The organism is Aeromicrobium sp., assembly GCF_036676885.1.
Lineage (GTDB): Bacteria > Actinomycetota > Actinomycetes > Propionibacteriales > Nocardioidaceae > Aeromicrobium.
The window spans coordinates 1-14,650 of record NZ_JAKFCB010000335.1 but is presented as its reverse complement, the minus strand read 5'-3'; the positions used below and the strand labels follow the sequence as shown (position 1 = coordinate 14,650).

Annotated in this window: 11 protein-coding genes; 5 read left to right on the top strand and 6 right to left on the bottom strand. The window is 68.2% G+C overall.

The window, feature by feature from the left end:
- Window positions 1-765: carbohydrate ABC transporter permease (locus V6M46_RS15605; RefSeq protein WP_332666741.1), on the bottom strand; the 765-nt coding region annotated here is incomplete at its 3' end.
- A 156-nt stretch (window positions 766-921) separates the two neighbouring features.
- Window positions 922-2,214: an ABC transporter substrate-binding protein gene (locus V6M46_RS15600; protein ID WP_332666739.1), complete on the bottom strand. Its 1,293-nt coding sequence runs from the start codon at window positions 2,212-2,214 to the stop codon at window positions 922-924.
- 233 nt (window positions 2,215-2,447) lie between these two features.
- On the opposite strand from V6M46_RS15600, the gene V6M46_RS15595 reads away from it, so the two are divergent.
- From V6M46_RS15595 to V6M46_RS15580, 4 genes are read left to right on the top strand one after another with little or no spacing between them, the layout of a single operon-like run.
- Entirely contained in the window at window positions 2,448-3,488 is a 1,041-nt protein-coding gene (locus tag V6M46_RS15595; RefSeq protein WP_332666737.1) for a LacI family DNA-binding transcriptional regulator, read from the top strand.
- On the top strand, window positions 3,481-4,437 hold the full coding sequence (locus V6M46_RS15590; protein ID WP_332666735.1) for a hypothetical protein: 957 nt from the start codon (window positions 3,481-3,483) through the stop codon (window positions 4,435-4,437). The genes V6M46_RS15595 and V6M46_RS15590 overlap by 8 nt, the downstream gene beginning before the upstream one ends.
- Window positions 4,438-4,493: 56 nt before the next feature.
- A complete protein-coding gene (locus V6M46_RS15585) occupies window positions 4,494-5,717 on the top strand; it encodes a flavohemoglobin expression-modulating QEGLA motif protein (RefSeq protein ID WP_332666734.1) in 1,224 nt (407 codons plus the stop codon).
- Window positions 5,671-6,669, top strand: coding sequence for a glutathione synthase (locus V6M46_RS15580; protein WP_332666732.1), 999 nt, complete (start codon window positions 5,671-5,673; stop codon window positions 6,667-6,669). The genes V6M46_RS15585 and V6M46_RS15580 overlap by 47 nt, the downstream gene beginning before the upstream one ends.
- Window positions 6,670-6,730: 61 nt before the next feature.
- Here the strand turns inward: V6M46_RS15580 and V6M46_RS15575 are convergent, their stop codons facing one another.
- The 4 genes from V6M46_RS15575 to V6M46_RS15560 all read right to left on the bottom strand — a co-directional run bounded on the left by V6M46_RS15575 (window position 6,731) and on the right by V6M46_RS15560 (window position 13,568).
- On the bottom strand, window positions 6,731-8,914 hold the full coding sequence (locus V6M46_RS15575) for an MMPL family transporter (protein ID WP_332666730.1): 2,184 nt from the start codon (window positions 8,912-8,914) through the stop codon (window positions 6,731-6,733).
- Window positions 8,915-8,945: 31 nt separating this feature from the next.
- Window positions 8,946-9,158: a hypothetical protein gene (locus tag V6M46_RS15570; protein WP_332666728.1), complete on the bottom strand. Its 213-nt coding sequence runs from the start codon at window positions 9,156-9,158 to the stop codon at window positions 8,946-8,948.
- A gap of 70 nt (window positions 9,159-9,228) precedes the next feature.
- Window positions 9,229-11,904: a LuxR C-terminal-related transcriptional regulator gene (locus tag V6M46_RS15565; protein WP_332666727.1), complete on the bottom strand. Its 2,676-nt coding sequence runs from the start codon at window positions 11,902-11,904 to the stop codon at window positions 9,229-9,231.
- Window positions 11,905-11,999: 95 nt separating this feature from the next.
- Window positions 12,000-13,568: an MFS transporter gene (locus tag V6M46_RS15560; RefSeq protein ID WP_332666725.1), complete on the bottom strand. Its 1,569-nt coding sequence runs from the start codon at window positions 13,566-13,568 to the stop codon at window positions 12,000-12,002.
- Between the two features lie 180 nt (window positions 13,569-13,748).
- On the opposite strand from V6M46_RS15560, the gene V6M46_RS15555 reads away from it, so the two are divergent.
- Window positions 13,749-14,650, top strand: a 902-nt coding sequence (locus V6M46_RS15555; protein ID WP_332666724.1) for a S1C family serine protease, incomplete at its 3' end; no start/stop codon positions are given.

The following is a 14,650-nucleotide window of genomic DNA, read 5'->3' as shown; positions in this document are numbered from 1 at the left end:
GAAGTCACCGTTGGTGTTGACGTAGACGATGTCGAACACCTTCATCACGCCGATGGTCACCGTGATGAAGACCGTGATGATCGTGCCCTTGATCTGCGGCACGATGATCCGTCCGAAGATCTGTCGCTCGCTGGCGCCGTCGATGCGAGCCGCCTCGAGCGTGTCGAGAGGAACGCCCTTGACCGCGGCAGAGAGCAGGACCATCGAGAAGCCCACCTGGGCCCACATGAGGATCACCATCAGGAGAATGCTGTTGAAGCGGAAATCCGTCTGCTGGAGCCACGCGATCGGACCCCAGTCGAAGACGCCGATGAGGGCGTTCTGGAGACCGATCTGCGGCTGTCCCGCGGGTTCCGCGGCGTAGATGAAGCGCCAGATGGTCGCTGCACCGATGCTGCTGATCGCGACCGGCAGGAAGATGATCGTCTTGGTCATCTTCTCGCTCGACGGTCCCAATCGGTCGGAAAGGACCGCGACCACGAGCCCCACGAGGACTGTCGCCGTCGGCACGATGATGATCCAGAGCAACGTGTTGATGAGGGTCTGGATGAATTCGTGCGACTTGAACAGATCCGTGTAGTTGCGGAAGCCCACGTAGTTGAGGGACAGATTGTCCTTGAAGCTGTTGATGACGGTCAGGACCGCCGGGTAGATCAGGTACACCACGATGGCCAGGAACGCCGGGAGGATGAACAGGTACGGCTTGACGCGGTGCTCCAGCTTGCCTGGGAGCAGCTCGGCAAGCTTGTTGAGGAGCCAGAACATTGCCACGGCCCCTCCGACTCCCGCGATCACGGTAAGTAGGGCGCTCAGTGCCTTGAATCCCACGGGCCGGCCTCGCTTTCACATCGAACTGGTCTAAAGGGTGGGTTGGGGGCGCGGGCGATGGGGCCCGCGCCCCCCGAACGTGACGCGGTCGGACTACGAGCTCGGCCAGCTCGAGTCGATGTTCTTCAGCGCCTTGTCGATGTCCTGCTGACCGCTGATCCACGCGGTCATCTCCTTCCAGAACGAACCCGTTCCGACTTCCGCCGGCATCTGGTCAGAGCCGTCGAACAAGAAGGCCGTCGAGTCGTATGCCACCTGGGCGACCTGCTTCGTGAGGGCGTTCGGGTAGTGCGAGACGTCGAAGTCCTTGTGCGGTGAGATGAACGAGCTGCCCGCTGCGGCGTCATTGCCGATGTCGGTCGTCGCCATGGCCTTGACGACGGTCTTGACGTTGTCGCTGTCGTTCAACATCGTCAGCATGTCGCCGCCACCCTCCACCGGGTTGTCGCCGCCGGCGGTCACCGCCGGGAAGCCGAAGACGCCGACGTTGGCGTCGAGGTCCTTGGTGACGGCCTTCGGGAAGAAGCCGGTGATGAACGAACCCTGGTTGTACAGCCAGCACTTCGGACCCTTGGCGTCGAACATCGGGGTGCCGGCGGTACCGAAGTTGGTGCTGGCGATGGCCTTCTGACCGCCGAGCGTGTTGCCCTTGGTGAAGAGCAGCTTGGAGAACTCGTCCGCGGCCTGCTTGACCTCGTCCGAATCGAACGGCAGGTCGTGCTTGACCCACTTGTTGTAGGCGTCCACGCCGTGGTACTTCATGATCAGCGTCTCGAACCAGTCGGTGGCCGGCCATCCGGTTGCGGTGTCGGACTCGATGCCCATGCACCACGGCGTCTCACCGTCGGACTTGATCTGTTCGGTCAGCTTCTCGAGCCCGGCGATGTCGGTGGGCGCCTGGTAGCCGGCCGCTTCGAATGCCTTCTTCGGGTAGAACACCAGACCCTTGACATTGGCGCTGACGAGCAGGCCCAGGAGCTTGTTGTCGACGGTGCCGGCGTCGAGCGAGCCCGGCACCATGCTCGCCTTGAGCGCGGTCATGTCGAGCGTGTCGTCGAGCGGCTTGATCGCGCCGAGCTTGTTCATCTGCTGCACCACGCCGGGCTGCGGCACGAGCGCGATGTCGGGCGCGTCGCCGGCCTGGATCTTGGTGATGATCAGCTGGTTGATGTTCTCGACCTTCTGCCAGTTGATCTTGATGTCCGAGCCGTCGGCCGTCAGCTTCGCCACCAGGGACTTCTTGAGGCCGTCCTGCACCGGCTGGTCAATGCTGGACCAGATGGTGACGGTCTTGCTGTCGCCCTTGCTGTCACCACCGCCGCCGCAGGCGGACAGGCCCATGGCACTGAGCGCCAGGCACGTCAACAGGGCTGTGCGTCCTCGCATGTGGGTTCGCATCTTGGGGGATCTCCTCGCGGTTGTCGCGCTATTTCTGGGTAGCGCTATGTCTGGCGGACGAACTGGATACGATTTGTGGTACACATGCTGAATCGAATCAGCACGATCATGACTGTGTCCTGCGTCACTGTCAAGGAACAATGCCAAGAAGTGCAGAATTCGCCATTCACTCCGCGCGTGGCGCACACGTGTCGGGGTCGTCGGTCGGGAAGGGTGATCGCGTGTCTCCTCGCAGCAAGGCCAAGCTGAGCGATGTCGCGACCCGTGCCGGCGTGTCGGCGACGACCGCCTCCTATGTCCTCACCGGTCGAGCGACGGAGATGAGGATCTCCGAGAGCGCCGAGCAGCGGGTGCGCCAGGCTGTCGCCGAGCTCGGCTACCGCCCCAACCGCAGCGCCCAGAACCTGCGTACGTCCAGGACCAGCACGGTCGGCGTGATCTCGGACTTCGTCGCGAGCGGGCACTTCTCCAGCCAGATGCTCGCCGGCGCATCGGAGGCGGCATTGCAGCGGGACCACCTGCTGGTGATCGGGGAGACCAGCGGCGACGCCGAGGTCGAGCGGCTGCTGATCGAGGAGATGATCGATCGGCAGGTCGACGGCATCCTCTACGTCACCCGGACCGGCATGGAGATCCAGGTTCCGGAGAAGCTGGCCGAGACCCGCACGGTTCTCGTGAACTGTTTCGACCCGGACTCCCCCCTGCCGGCATTCGTACCGGACGAGTTCGGCGGCGGACGCACCGCCGCGAGCGTCCTGCTCGACGCCGACGTGACCGGCGACATCCATGTGGTGGGCGAGACCCCTCCCCACACGTTCGCGGGGCCCCAGCGACTCGCCGGCATCAACGACCGGCTCGCGGAAGTCGGTCGATCCGTGACGAGCGTCGTGCCGTGTCCCTGGGCAGTGGAAGCGGCGTACGAGGCCACACACGCGTGGCTGGCGACGGGGGCCCGGCCGGGCGGGCTGATCTGCCTCAACGACCGGGTCGCGATGGGCGTCTACCAGGCGCTCGCCGAGCACGGCCTCGACATTCCGGGCGATGTCTCGGTGGTGTCCTTCGACGGCACCGAGCTGGCCACCTGGCTGCGACCGCGGGTGATCTCGGTGGCCCTGCCGTTCGTCGAGCTCGGAGCACGGGCGGTGCAGTCGTTGCTCGAGCCAGGCGCACTCGCGCCGGGAGTGGTCCGGCTCCCGATGCCCTTGATGCCGGGCGGTTCAGTCCCGGCCCTACCTCCGACGAAAGAGCAGCCTCATGTTTGACCTGTCCGACGACTGGGTGTGGGACTTCTGGGTGGCTGACGACGGCACGTCGTACCACCTGTTCTTCCTCAAGGCGCCGCGGTCACTCGGTGATCCCGAGCTGCGCCACCGCAACGCGTCGGTCGGCCATGCCGTCTCGACCGACCTCACCTCCTGGACCCGGGTCGCGGACGCGCTCGATCCCCAGCCCGCTCCGGCCTTCGACGACCTGGCGACCTGGACGGGTTGCGTGGTGCGAGCCGACGACGGCACCTGGCGGATGTTCACGACCGGGCTGTCGGGCGCTGAGGAAGGCCTGGTCCAGCGGATCGGCGCCTCGACGTCGACTGACCTCATGACGTGGCAGCGCGACCCGCGCCCGCTCCTCGAGGCCGACCCGAGGTGGTACGCCACCCGCGACAACGGTGCCGCGGAGACCCACTGGCGCGACCCGTGGGTCTGCCGTGACGAGTCCGGCACCTGGCACCTCTACGCAACGGCGCAGGCCGCCGGGACCACTCAGGCGGTCGTGGCCCACGCGGCCTCCGACGACCTGCAGGCCTGGACCGTGCAGCCGCCGCTCAGCGCACCGAGCAAGCGCTTCGCATGGGCGGAGGTGATCAGGCTGCACCAGCTCGACGGGCGATGGGTGATGTTGTTCTCGTGCCTGGCCGAGCACATGCCGCTTGATCCACCGGGTGCCGGTGGCGTGTGGGCCGTGCCGGTCGACGGGCCCGGGGCACCGGTGAATCTCGATCTCGCCACGCGCGTCACCGACGAGGAGCTCTACGTCGGCAAGCTGATCACCCGCCGCGACGGGTCGAGCCGGTTCCTCGCGTTCCGCAACCTCGACACCGCCGGGCAGTTTGTCGGGGGGATCACTGATCCGCTGCCGGTCGAGTGGCTGCCGGGTGGGCTCGGCGTACGCCTCGTCGACCGTCATCCGGTGTCTGCCTCAAGCGTCGAATGAGCCTCTCGTAGCGGCCTGAACGGTTGCGCGTACGCATTGGTGGGTAGGGCAACCAGGTGACTTCGCCCACCCAGGAGCTTGCACCCGCTCTGGACATCGACGCCGGCCTCACCGAGATCGAGCGCAGCCTGAACCTGCTGCTCAATCTCACGCCGGTCAACGCAACCCAGGCATGGGCGGACTTCGAGCGGAGTGACTACGGCACGGCCCCGACCCTCCAGCTCCGACCACTCGACTTCGAGCCGGATCTGCTGCGCCGCAAGCTCTACGACCTCGAGATCGAAGACGTCACCGACCCTGCGCTGCACACGCTGTTCCGGGCGAAGCGAGATGAGATAGCACGACAGATCACGACCCTGGAGGATCGCGACACCGCGCGGTTCGTCTACGGGTCGCTGCAGCTCTACGGAGGGATCGCCCAGCCTCTCGTGTCCGCCGCGGAGGAGCTGCTCGAGACGATCCCCGTACAGGCTCCCAGCTCCCGCAGCGTCACGGCCGGCGTGTTCGCGGAGGCGGCTCGTGAGGAGTGCGACCGATACCGCGCCGCGTATCCAGGCTTCCCGTCGAACATCGAGGTACGCGACGACATCTCGGAGCTGATGGTGTCGTTCGGTCGGCTGCTCATCCCCGAAGCCGCCACCTTCAGGGCCGATCGCGTCGAGCCGTTGCTGCACCACGAGGTCGGCACGCATGTCGTGACCTACCTGAACGGCGCCAGGCAGCCCCTGACGCTGCTGACGATGGGGCTGCCCGGCTACGACGAGACCCAGGAGGGCTTGGCCGTTCTCGCGGAGTACCTGACCGGCGGACTGGACCCCCGGCGTCTCCGCGTACTCGCGGCACGGGTCGTGGCCATCGCCGAGATGCTCGACGGCGCCGAGTTCCTGGACATCTACGAATCGCTGCGAACAGAGCACCGGATTCCGCCGAGGACCGCGTGGTCGATCGTCATCAGGGTTGTCGTCGGGGGCGGCTCGGTGAAGGACGCGATCTACCTCCGTGGGATCACGCGCCTCCTCGAAGCCCTTGCAGAGGGCGGCAGCCTCGACACCCTGTTCGTCGGCAAGCTCGCGTTGGACCACGTCCCGCTGGTCCAGGACCTGCTCGACCGCGAGGTGCTCAACGCACCATGGGTCCGTCCACGCTGGCTCGACGTACCTGGCGCTCAGGAGCGTCTCGACCGACTGCGCGAGGGAGCGTCGGTGGGGGATCTTTATGAAGGAGAGGGAGCGGATGAGGATCGCATTCTTGGTCAACGAGGTGGTTACGGAGGTCGATGAGTACACGACCACGCGGCTGGCGAGGGCAGCAGCCCAGCTCGGGCACGAGGTCTGGTACGTCGGGGTGGGAGACGCCGAGCTCGACGGCGACGGGCAGCTGGGTGCCCGCGCTCATGGCGCGGAGCTCGAGCAAGATGACACGCTGGAGAGCTTCATGGAGCGCGTCAAGGAGGGCGACGGCGAGCGGATCGTCATGGACGACCTCGATGCCCTGTTCTTGCGAAACGAGTCGCTCGAGGACATCCAGGACCGGCCATGGGCAAGCTCCATGGGCGTCGTGCTCGGGCAGGTGCTCAAGGCTCGAGGCGTGACAGTGGTCAACGACCCGATGTCGCTCGTGCGCGCCACCAGCAAGCTCTACCTGGAGGAGTTCCCCGAGCGAGTACGGCCGCGATCACTCGTGACGCGCGACCCCGAGGCGATCGAGAAGTTCGTCGCCGAGGTCGGCCACTCGGTCGTCAAGCCTCTGTACGGAGCCAAGGGTCGGAACGTGTTCGTGATCGAGGACGAGGACGAGTCGAACCTCGCCCAGATGACCGAAGCAGTGCTCCAGGACGGCTACGCGATCGTCCAACAGTTCGTCGACGGCGGGGAGGACGGTGATGCGCGGATCTTCCTGCTCGACGGCGAGATCCTCGAACGCGACGGGAAGTACGCGGCCTTCCGTCGCATTCCCGATGGCAACGACCCGCGGGCCAACATCAGCGCAGGCGGGCACCCGGTCCCCCTCGAGATCGGGGATGTGGAACGCGGCATCGTCGATGCGATGAGCAAGAAGCTCGTGGCCGACGGCATGTTCTTCGTCGGCATCGACGTGATCGGCGACAAGGTCGTGGAGATCAACGCGGAGAGCCCTGGCGGGATGCAAGCCGTCGAACGGCTCTACGAAGTCGATGTCTGTCCGGCCGTCATCGAGGCAGTCGAGCGCCGCACCACGGCTGTGACCCGCTGACGCGCCGCGTCCCCCACCCACGCGGGGTCGGGGACGCGGCTCAACATCGTCGAGACAGCGGTCAGGCAGGCACCAGCTCCTTCGGTTCCTCCGAGGAGCGGCTCTCGTCACCGCCCTCGACATCGAGGTGCGGCAGGATCCGGTCCAGCCACCGAGGCAGCCACCAGGTGTGCCTGCCCATGAGCAGCATCACGGCCGGCAGGAGGATGCAGACCATCCCCACGGCGATCAGGATCGCCGACGCCAGTCCGACACCGAACTCCTTGACCGTCGGGTCGCCGTTGAGGATGAAGCTCGCGAAGACCGCGACCATGATCGCTCCCGCCGACGCGATGACCTTGCCGGTGCCGGCGAGCCCGTCGATGACCGCTTGGCGCGTGGTCTTGCCGGAGTTGACCTCCTCGCGCACGCGGCTGAGCAGGAACACCTGGTAGTCCATCGACAGCCCGAACAAGATGGCGAACATCATCATCGGGACATACGACACGATCGGGATCGCGCCGTCGAGGCCGATCGCCGTGACGCCCATCCCCTCCTGGAACACGGCGGTCACGATGCCGTACGCGGCGCCGACCGCGAGCAGGTTGACGAGTGCGGCCTGGAGCGGTGCGACAACCGTGCGGAAGGCCAGCATCAGCAGCACCATGCTCAGCGCGACCACGACGCCGATGATCAACGGGAGGCGCTCACCGATCAGGTCGGCCAGATCGAGCTGTTGGGCGGTGGACCCGCCGACATGCGCGTCGACGCCGGACTCCGGGATCGTGGTCTCCCGGACCTCGTCCACGAGGTCGCTCGTGACGTCCGAGGTCGGTGAGCCCTTGGGAATCACGTTGAACAGCGCCGCCGTGCCGTCCTCGGACACCTGCGGTGGGCTGACCGCCTGTACGCCGTCGGTGGCGGCGAGCGCGTCGTGCAGCCCGACCAGACGCGGGTCGTCCGGCCCCGTCGCCGGTTCCGAGCCGAGGTCGGCGGTGACGATCAGGGGTGCGTTGGCGCCGGCTCCGAAGCCGTCGGTCAGCTGGTCGTACGCCTGGCGGGAGCTGCTCGACTCGGGCGCACTGGACTGGTCGGTGAGCCCGAGCCCGAGGTTCAGGACCGGGGCGCTCAGGCCGAGGAGCACGACAACGGACGCGGCTGCGAACAGACCCGGTCGGCCGGCCAGCCGCTGGCCCCACCCCTGCCACATACGGCTGTGACCCAGGGTGGGACGGCGGTCGCGGCCGATGCGCAGCCGCTCGATGCCGTCGCCGCACAGGGCGAGCAGGGCCGGAAGGAGCGTCATCGACGCGATGACGGCCACCACGACCACGATCGCGGCCGTCTGGCCGAGCACGGTGATCAGGGAGAGACCGGAGACCGCGAGCGAGAGCAGTGCGATCACGACGGTGCCGCCGGCGAATGCCACGGCGCTGCCCGACGTGGCGGCTGCCTGGCCGATCGCGTCGTGGACGCTGCGACCCTCGTGACGTGCGGAACGTGCCCGCGTGACGATGAACAGCGCGTAGTCGATGCCGACGCCGAGCCCGATCATCGTCGCGATGGTCGGGGCGACGTCGGGGACGTCGAGCGCGTGTCCCAGGAGGGACACGATGCTCAACCCGACCATCAGGCCCACGATCGCGCTGGCGATCGGCAGCACCATCGCGGTCACGGTGCCGAACACCAGCAGCAGGATCAGCATCGCGGCGAGAATGCCGACCAGCTCGCTGACACCTGTCTCGGTCTTGGAGATCTTGGTGCCGAGCTGCCCACCTGCGGCGACGTCGACTCCGGTGTCCTCCGTCGGGCCGCTGGCGGTGTCGAGGATGTCTCCGGCCTCCTCGACGCTGAGCTCTCCGAGTGCCTGCGACGGTACGACGTTGGCATACGCGGTGTGGCCGTCGGCAGAGACGGCTGTGCTGCCTTCCGCGAACGGGTCGGTCACCGAGGCGACCGCGGGGTCCTCGGAGAGCGTGCGGACGGAGGACTCGATCGCCGCCCGGTGCTCGGCATCGGTGACAGATCCTTCGTCGGTGTGGAACACGATCGGGCTCGTGTCCGACAGCTCGGCGGAGAACGACTTCGACATGGTGTCGGTGGCCGCAGCGCTGTCCGAGCCGGAGACGGTGACCGAGCTGTTGTACTTCGTGCCGGCCTGGTGGCTCACGGCCAGGAGGGCCACGAGGACGACGAGCCAGGTCCCGATGACCAGGGCTCGATGGCGGGCGGAGAACACCGCCAGGCGGTGCAGATGGTTCGACATGGTGATGCCTTTCAAGGGTTCGGGAAGGTGGTCAGGTGGTGAGTTCGGCGCGGCGGACGTCAAGCAGCTCGAGCCCGAATGACTCGATCAGCTCGAGGACGCCGTGCAGGGTGGCCTGGTCGACCATGTGACCCCGCAGGAGCGTCTTCGTCGGGGTGACGGACACGGTCATGCCCTCGAACGCGTCGACGAGAGCCGGACCGATGCGGCCGCGGACGGTGATTTCGTAGGTGGTTGGTTTCATGCCACTCAGCGTCCGGAAGACGCGTGTGACGCGTCATCACACGATGCGGGTGACGTGGGTGTGAAGCTGCTCAGGAGATCCGACGCGCCGGCGCGAGCAGGCCCAGGGCACGTCCCTGTTGCACCGCCTCTGCCCGGGTGTGAACGTCGAGCTTGGCGTAGAGCTTTCGCATGTGCGTCTTGACGGTGTGCACGGAGAGAAACAGCTCGCTGCCGATCTCCGCGGCCGTCAGATTGGTGGACAAGAAGCGCAGGACCGCCAGCTCTCGCTCCTTGAGCGGTTCTTCGAGCGTGGTGGGGGCGCCGGTCGCCTCCGGCTCGACGCCCGCGAGGAGATCACACAGAAGCTGCAGGTGTGACGCGTGCGCCGTCCGATGGACGGGATGCTCGCGCAGCAGCTCCTGGACACCGGGAATCGTCAGGATCATGCCGCAGCGACCGTCCGGCTCGGCCAGAGCCAGCGCGTTCTCGGTGCTGCGCTCGGCGGCGGCACGGTCCCCGAGCGCACGGTGTGCGAGGGCGTCGAGCAGCCAGGCCTCGATGTTGAAGTTGACGTGAATCGCCGCGGCTTCGCCCGTGTGCACCGGCGCCACGGCCGCCAGCGCCTCCTCCGGCTCGCCGGCGAGCAGGTGCAGCCGGGCGGAGAGGTTGCACCACTCGGCAGCGGTGGACGGCGCACCGGAGAGCGCTTCGCGGACAGCGTCGATGTCGCCGAGGCCGAGCCGGGCGCGCAGCTGCCAGGGTCGCTCCACGGCCGCGAACACGTGGGGTGCGTGGAGGACGTCGACCAGACGCTCACCGTCCTCGAATGCGGCGAGGGCGTCGTCGAACCGGCCCCGGCCCATCGCGAGCATGCCTTGGGCGTGCCGCAGTCCCACGCTGGCAGGGGGCTCCGGCGCTCGGGTCAGGATCGGGTCGGCGCGATCCAGCCACTGCTCCCCCTCGGCCAGCATGCCCCGGTCGAGCAGGGTCGAGGCGAGTCCCATGTACGCCGCGCCCACCAGTGGATGGGTCGTCCAGCCGACGCGCTCTGCCACGGCGATCGCGTCCCGCAGGCGCTTCTCGCCCAGCTCGATCCGCTCGGTCAGGGTGGCGACGTTGCCGAGCGCCGTCAGGCAGCCGATCTCCACATACGGCCGGCCGATCGACCGACCCAGCGCCAACCCCCGCTGGAGGTCCCGCTCGGCTGCCTCGAAACGGAACGTCCATGCCTTGGCGATGCCAAGGTTGAGCACGGCCAGGGCCCCGAGATCGGCGCCACCTTGTTCGGCCGTGCCGAGGTAGCCCTCCACCGCGCCGTCGGCCTCGTCCAGCACGTCCTCGACCCCGCCGACCTGACGGGCGCGGAAGAGCTGCACCGTCGCCAGCGCCGCCTCCGCCCGGCTGCGCCGGGCATCGGGCACCGCGCCGATCGTCCGACGAGCCGAGTCGATCAACGCGTCCGCCTCGACCCAACGGCCATGGCGCAGGTGATCGGCAGCGAGCATCGTGGCGACCTCCGAGTCTGCCGCGGCGAGCCCCTCAGGCAGCCCGTCGAGGAGATGGCTCAGGGTCGCCTCCTCACCGTCCAGCAGCAGCTGCACCCAGTGCCGGCCGAGCAGCTCGCAAGCCAGGTCCCAGTCCCCCGCGAGCCGTGCGTGCCGGATCGCATCGACCGCCTCACCGTGATCGGCGTACCACCTCGCGGCGCGCCGGTGCAGGTCCTCGATCTCCTCCGGGAGCTCGCGCCGCAGGTCCAGCCGCAACAGGTCGAGCAGGAGCTGGTGGTAGCGGAACGAGGTCCGCCCCACATCGACGGCGACCACCAGCGCGTTCGCCTCGGCGAGCTCGTGCAGCAGCCGGTGCCCGTCACTCCGCCCGGTGAGAAGGTCCGCGAGCTCCCCGTTGACACGGTCCAGGATGCAGGTCCGCAACAGCAGGTCCCGCACCTCGGGGGGCTGGGAGGCCAGCACCTCACCCAGCAGATAGTCCGCCACGGTGCGCTCGCTCCCGGCGAACTCGGCGACGAACTGCCCCGGGAAGGGGTGGCGCGCCAAAGACAGCGCGGCCAGCCGTAGCCCGGTGGCCCACCCTTCCGTTCGTTGGTGCAGCCTGGCGATGTCCGCGTCATCGACGCGGACGCCCGCTTCCTCCAGGAGCTCGCCGGCCTCCGCGGCGGTGAACTCGAGGTTCGCGGCCCGGATCTCGGTGAGCCGACCGGACAACCTCAGCCGGTGCAGTCCGAGGCGCGGGTCCCGGCGTGACGTCAGGACGACGTGGAGGGTGGGCGGAGCGTCCGCCAGGAGGGACTCGAGACCGTCGAGCGCCTCGCTCGAACGTAGCTGGTGGATGTCGTCGAGCACGAGTACGAGCGGCTCCTCGATCCGGTGCAGACCGGTGGCGAGGTGGCCCAGCAGCTCAGCAGGCTCGGCAAGTGTGGTGGGGACCAAGGTGGCGAGAGCGGAGTCTGCGGAGACGACCCCGGACGACCGGACCGCGTCGAGGACCTGGCCCCAGAAGTGGGAAGGGTCCGACTCATCGCGGCGGACGTCGACCCATCCCACCGCCGTGCTCCCGGCCCGTGCCGCCAGCCACGAGCGCACCAGCGTCGTCTTGCCGCTGCCCGGAGGTGCGGAGACGAGAGTGACCTGGCGATCGACACCGGGGTCGAGCATCGCGAAGAGCCGTTCGCGGGCGAGCAGGCCTGACGACCGGGCCCCGTCCCCCCGCTCCAGAAGCTCGGCGGGCGCGCTCCGTGTGGTCGACATCTCGCCCCCTTGTCAGGGTGAAAGCATGCTAATCCTGCGGCCGATCGGGCAGCAAGGAATGGCTGGGCCGGGCGAGTGCCCGGCCCAGCCACGCCTCACGCCGGCACCGGCTCGAGCAGCTCCGGCTCGAGCAGCTCCGGCTCGCTCGGCGCCGAGTCGCTGCCCTTCCGGCCGCTGGGCAGGAACGCCAGGGCCACCAGGGCGCCGACCAGGGCCACGGCGGCCGCAATGTCCGTGGTCGAGCCCATCGCTGTCACGAACGCCTGGTCGGCCGAGGCGATCAGGCCTGAGCCTGCGTCACCGAGCTGGGCCGCCGCTACGTGCGCTGAGTCCACGCTGTCGAGGCTGGCGGTCGCCACCGCATCCGGGACCTCACTGACCGAGCCCTCCATGCCGTCGCCGTACTTGCTGGCGAGGAGGCTGCCGAGGACCGCGACGCCGAGGGTGCCGCCGAGCTCCCGCAGGACGTCGTTCATCGCCGAGCCGACGCCTGCCTTCTCCTTCGGCAGTGCTCCCATGATCGCCTCGGTGGCCGGCGTCATCGCGAGCGCCATGCCGAGACCGAGGACGGCGAGCGCCGTGGCGACCAGGCTGTAGCCCGAGTCCAGATCGGCCCGCGAGAGGATCTCGAGCCCGCCCGCGACGATGACCAGCCCGCCCGCGACCGCGAGCTTGGCTCCGATCCGCTCGGCCAGGGCGACTGCAAGCCGTGAGCCGACGACCAGGCCGACCGCGACCGGGATCATACGGATGCCGGCTTCGAGCGCGCTGTAGCCGAGCACGGTCTGCAGGTAGGTCGTCAGCATGAACACCGTGCCCATGAGGCCGAAGAACACCAGCGTCACCGAGAGGCTCGCCGCGCTGAAGCGAAGGTTGCGGAAGATCGCGATGTCGATCATGGGCTGCCTGACACGGCGCTCCCAGACGAGGAACACGGCCAGCACGGCACCACCGAGGGCGAACGCCGCGAGGATCGTCGAGTCGGTCCAGCCGCGCTCCGCGGCCTCGATGAGCCCCCATACGACAGAGGTCAGGAAGACGATCGACAGCGCTGCGCCCACGACATCGACCCGGGGCTCCAGCGGGTCACGCGACTCGGGAATCAGGATCTTGCCGAAGATCAGCGCGGCGACCACGATCGGGATGTTCACGAGGAAGACGCTGGTCCAGTCGAACTGCTCGAGCAGCAGACCGCCGACGACGGGGCCCAGCGCGACACCGAGACCCGAGACGCCGGCCCAGGCTGCGATCGCCTTGGGCCTCTCCTCCTCGGGGAAGATGTTGGTCAGGATCGACAGTGTGGCGGGCATGATCGCCGCCGCTCCGACCCCCATCAGCGCGCGTGCGGCGATCAGCTCGTTCGCGCTGCCGGAGAACGATGCCAGCAAGGAGCCTCCGGCGAAGATCGTCAGGCCGAGGAACAGTGCTCGCCGCCGGCCGAACCGGTCCCCCAGCGTCCCGCCCACGAGGAGCAGGCCTGCGAAGACCAACAAGTAGCTGTCGACGATCCATTGCGACTGGCTGGCGTCGACGCCGAGGTCGGCTCGGAGCGACGGCAACGCGACGTTCAGGATCGTGTTGTCGATGGTGATGATGAGCAGGCTGGCCGAAAGGACGGCCAACGCCTGCCAGCGTCGTGCGTACGGTTCTGCTGTCGTGGACATTCGAGTGATTCCTTCGTGGGGTCGAGCGCTCGGCGGCAGGTCCTCCCCCGCCGGGCTGCGGTTTGTGTGTGTCACGTTCGCGCGCGTTCGTGTGGCGGGTCATCGCACGATGCGTGTGACGGCGGACGACGCGGCGTCGTGGGGCTGGGGAATAGAGACCGTGCGCCGCCGGTTCTCACGATGGTGAGCAGCGACTCCGACGACGAGCGCGGAGCCTTGGACGCATACTCCGCGATCGTCACCTCCGTCGCGGCGCAGTTGACGCCGCGGGTGGCCGCACTGCGCATCCGGCGGGTTCGGGGCGAGTCGGCAGGATCGGCCGTCGTGCTCAGCGATGAGGGCCACCTGATCACGAACTCCCACGTGGTCGGCGAGGCCGATGGCGGTACGGCGGAGTTCGCGGACGGCACCGTCGCCCGTTTCGAGGTCGTCGGACGCGATCCGCTCTCCGACCTCGCTGTCGTACGCACTGAAGGTGACGTGCCGAGTCCACCCGAGTACGGGGATGCCGACCTTCTGCTTGTCGGCTCCCTCGTCGTGGCAGTCGGCAACCCACTGGGCCTGGCCGGCACGGTGACTGCCGGCGTCGTGAGCGCCCTGGGACGAAGCATGCCGGCGCGCTCGCGCACCGCGGCCCGGCTGATCGAGGATGTGATCCAGACCGACGCCGCGCTCAACCCCGGCAACTCCGGCGGCGCGCTGGTCGACAGTCGCGGCCGAGTCGTCGGCATCAACACGGCGGTGGCCGGGTACGGCCTGGGGCTCGCCGTGCCGATGAACACGACGACGCGCCGGATCATCGACGCGCTGATCCACGATGGGCGGGTACGCCGGGCGTACCTCGGTCTCGTGAGCACTCCGACGCCGCTGACACCGGCACAGGTGGAGCGGTTCGGGCAGCGCCGCGCGCTCCGCGTCGTGGAGGCCGTGCCGGACAGCCCGGCCGCGGTCAGTGGGCTGTACAACGGCGACGTGGTCCTGGCTGTTGACGGCGTGTCTCTCGACGACGCTCAGTCCCTGCAGAAGAGGCTGTTCGCCGATGCCATCGGGCAACGGATGGAGATCACCGTGCTGCGCAACGG

Excerpts from the sequence above, each read along its gene's own strand:
- V6M46_RS15560 (WP_332666725.1), bottom strand. The coding sequence starts at position 13,568 with ATGTCCACGACAGCAGAACCGTACGCACGACGCTGGCAGGCGTTGGCC.
- V6M46_RS15570 (WP_332666728.1), bottom strand. The coding sequence starts at position 9,158 with ATGAAACCAACCACCTACGAAATCACCGTCCGCGGCCGCATCGGTCCG.
- V6M46_RS15565 (WP_332666727.1), bottom strand. The coding sequence starts at position 11,904 with ATGTCGACCACACGGAGCGCGCCCGCCGAGCTTCTGGAGCGGGGGGAC.
- V6M46_RS15575 (WP_332666730.1), bottom strand. The coding sequence starts at position 8,914 with ATGTCGAACCATCTGCACCGCCTGGCGGTGTTCTCCGCCCGCCATCGA.
- V6M46_RS15600 (WP_332666739.1), bottom strand. The coding sequence starts at position 2,214 with ATGCGAGGACGCACAGCCCTGTTGACGTGCCTGGCGCTCAGTGCCATG.
- V6M46_RS15580 (WP_332666732.1), top strand. The coding sequence starts at position 5,671 with ATGAGGATCGCATTCTTGGTCAACGAGGTGGTTACGGAGGTCGATGAG.
- V6M46_RS15590 (WP_332666735.1), top strand. The coding sequence starts at position 3,481 with ATGTTTGACCTGTCCGACGACTGGGTGTGGGACTTCTGGGTGGCTGAC.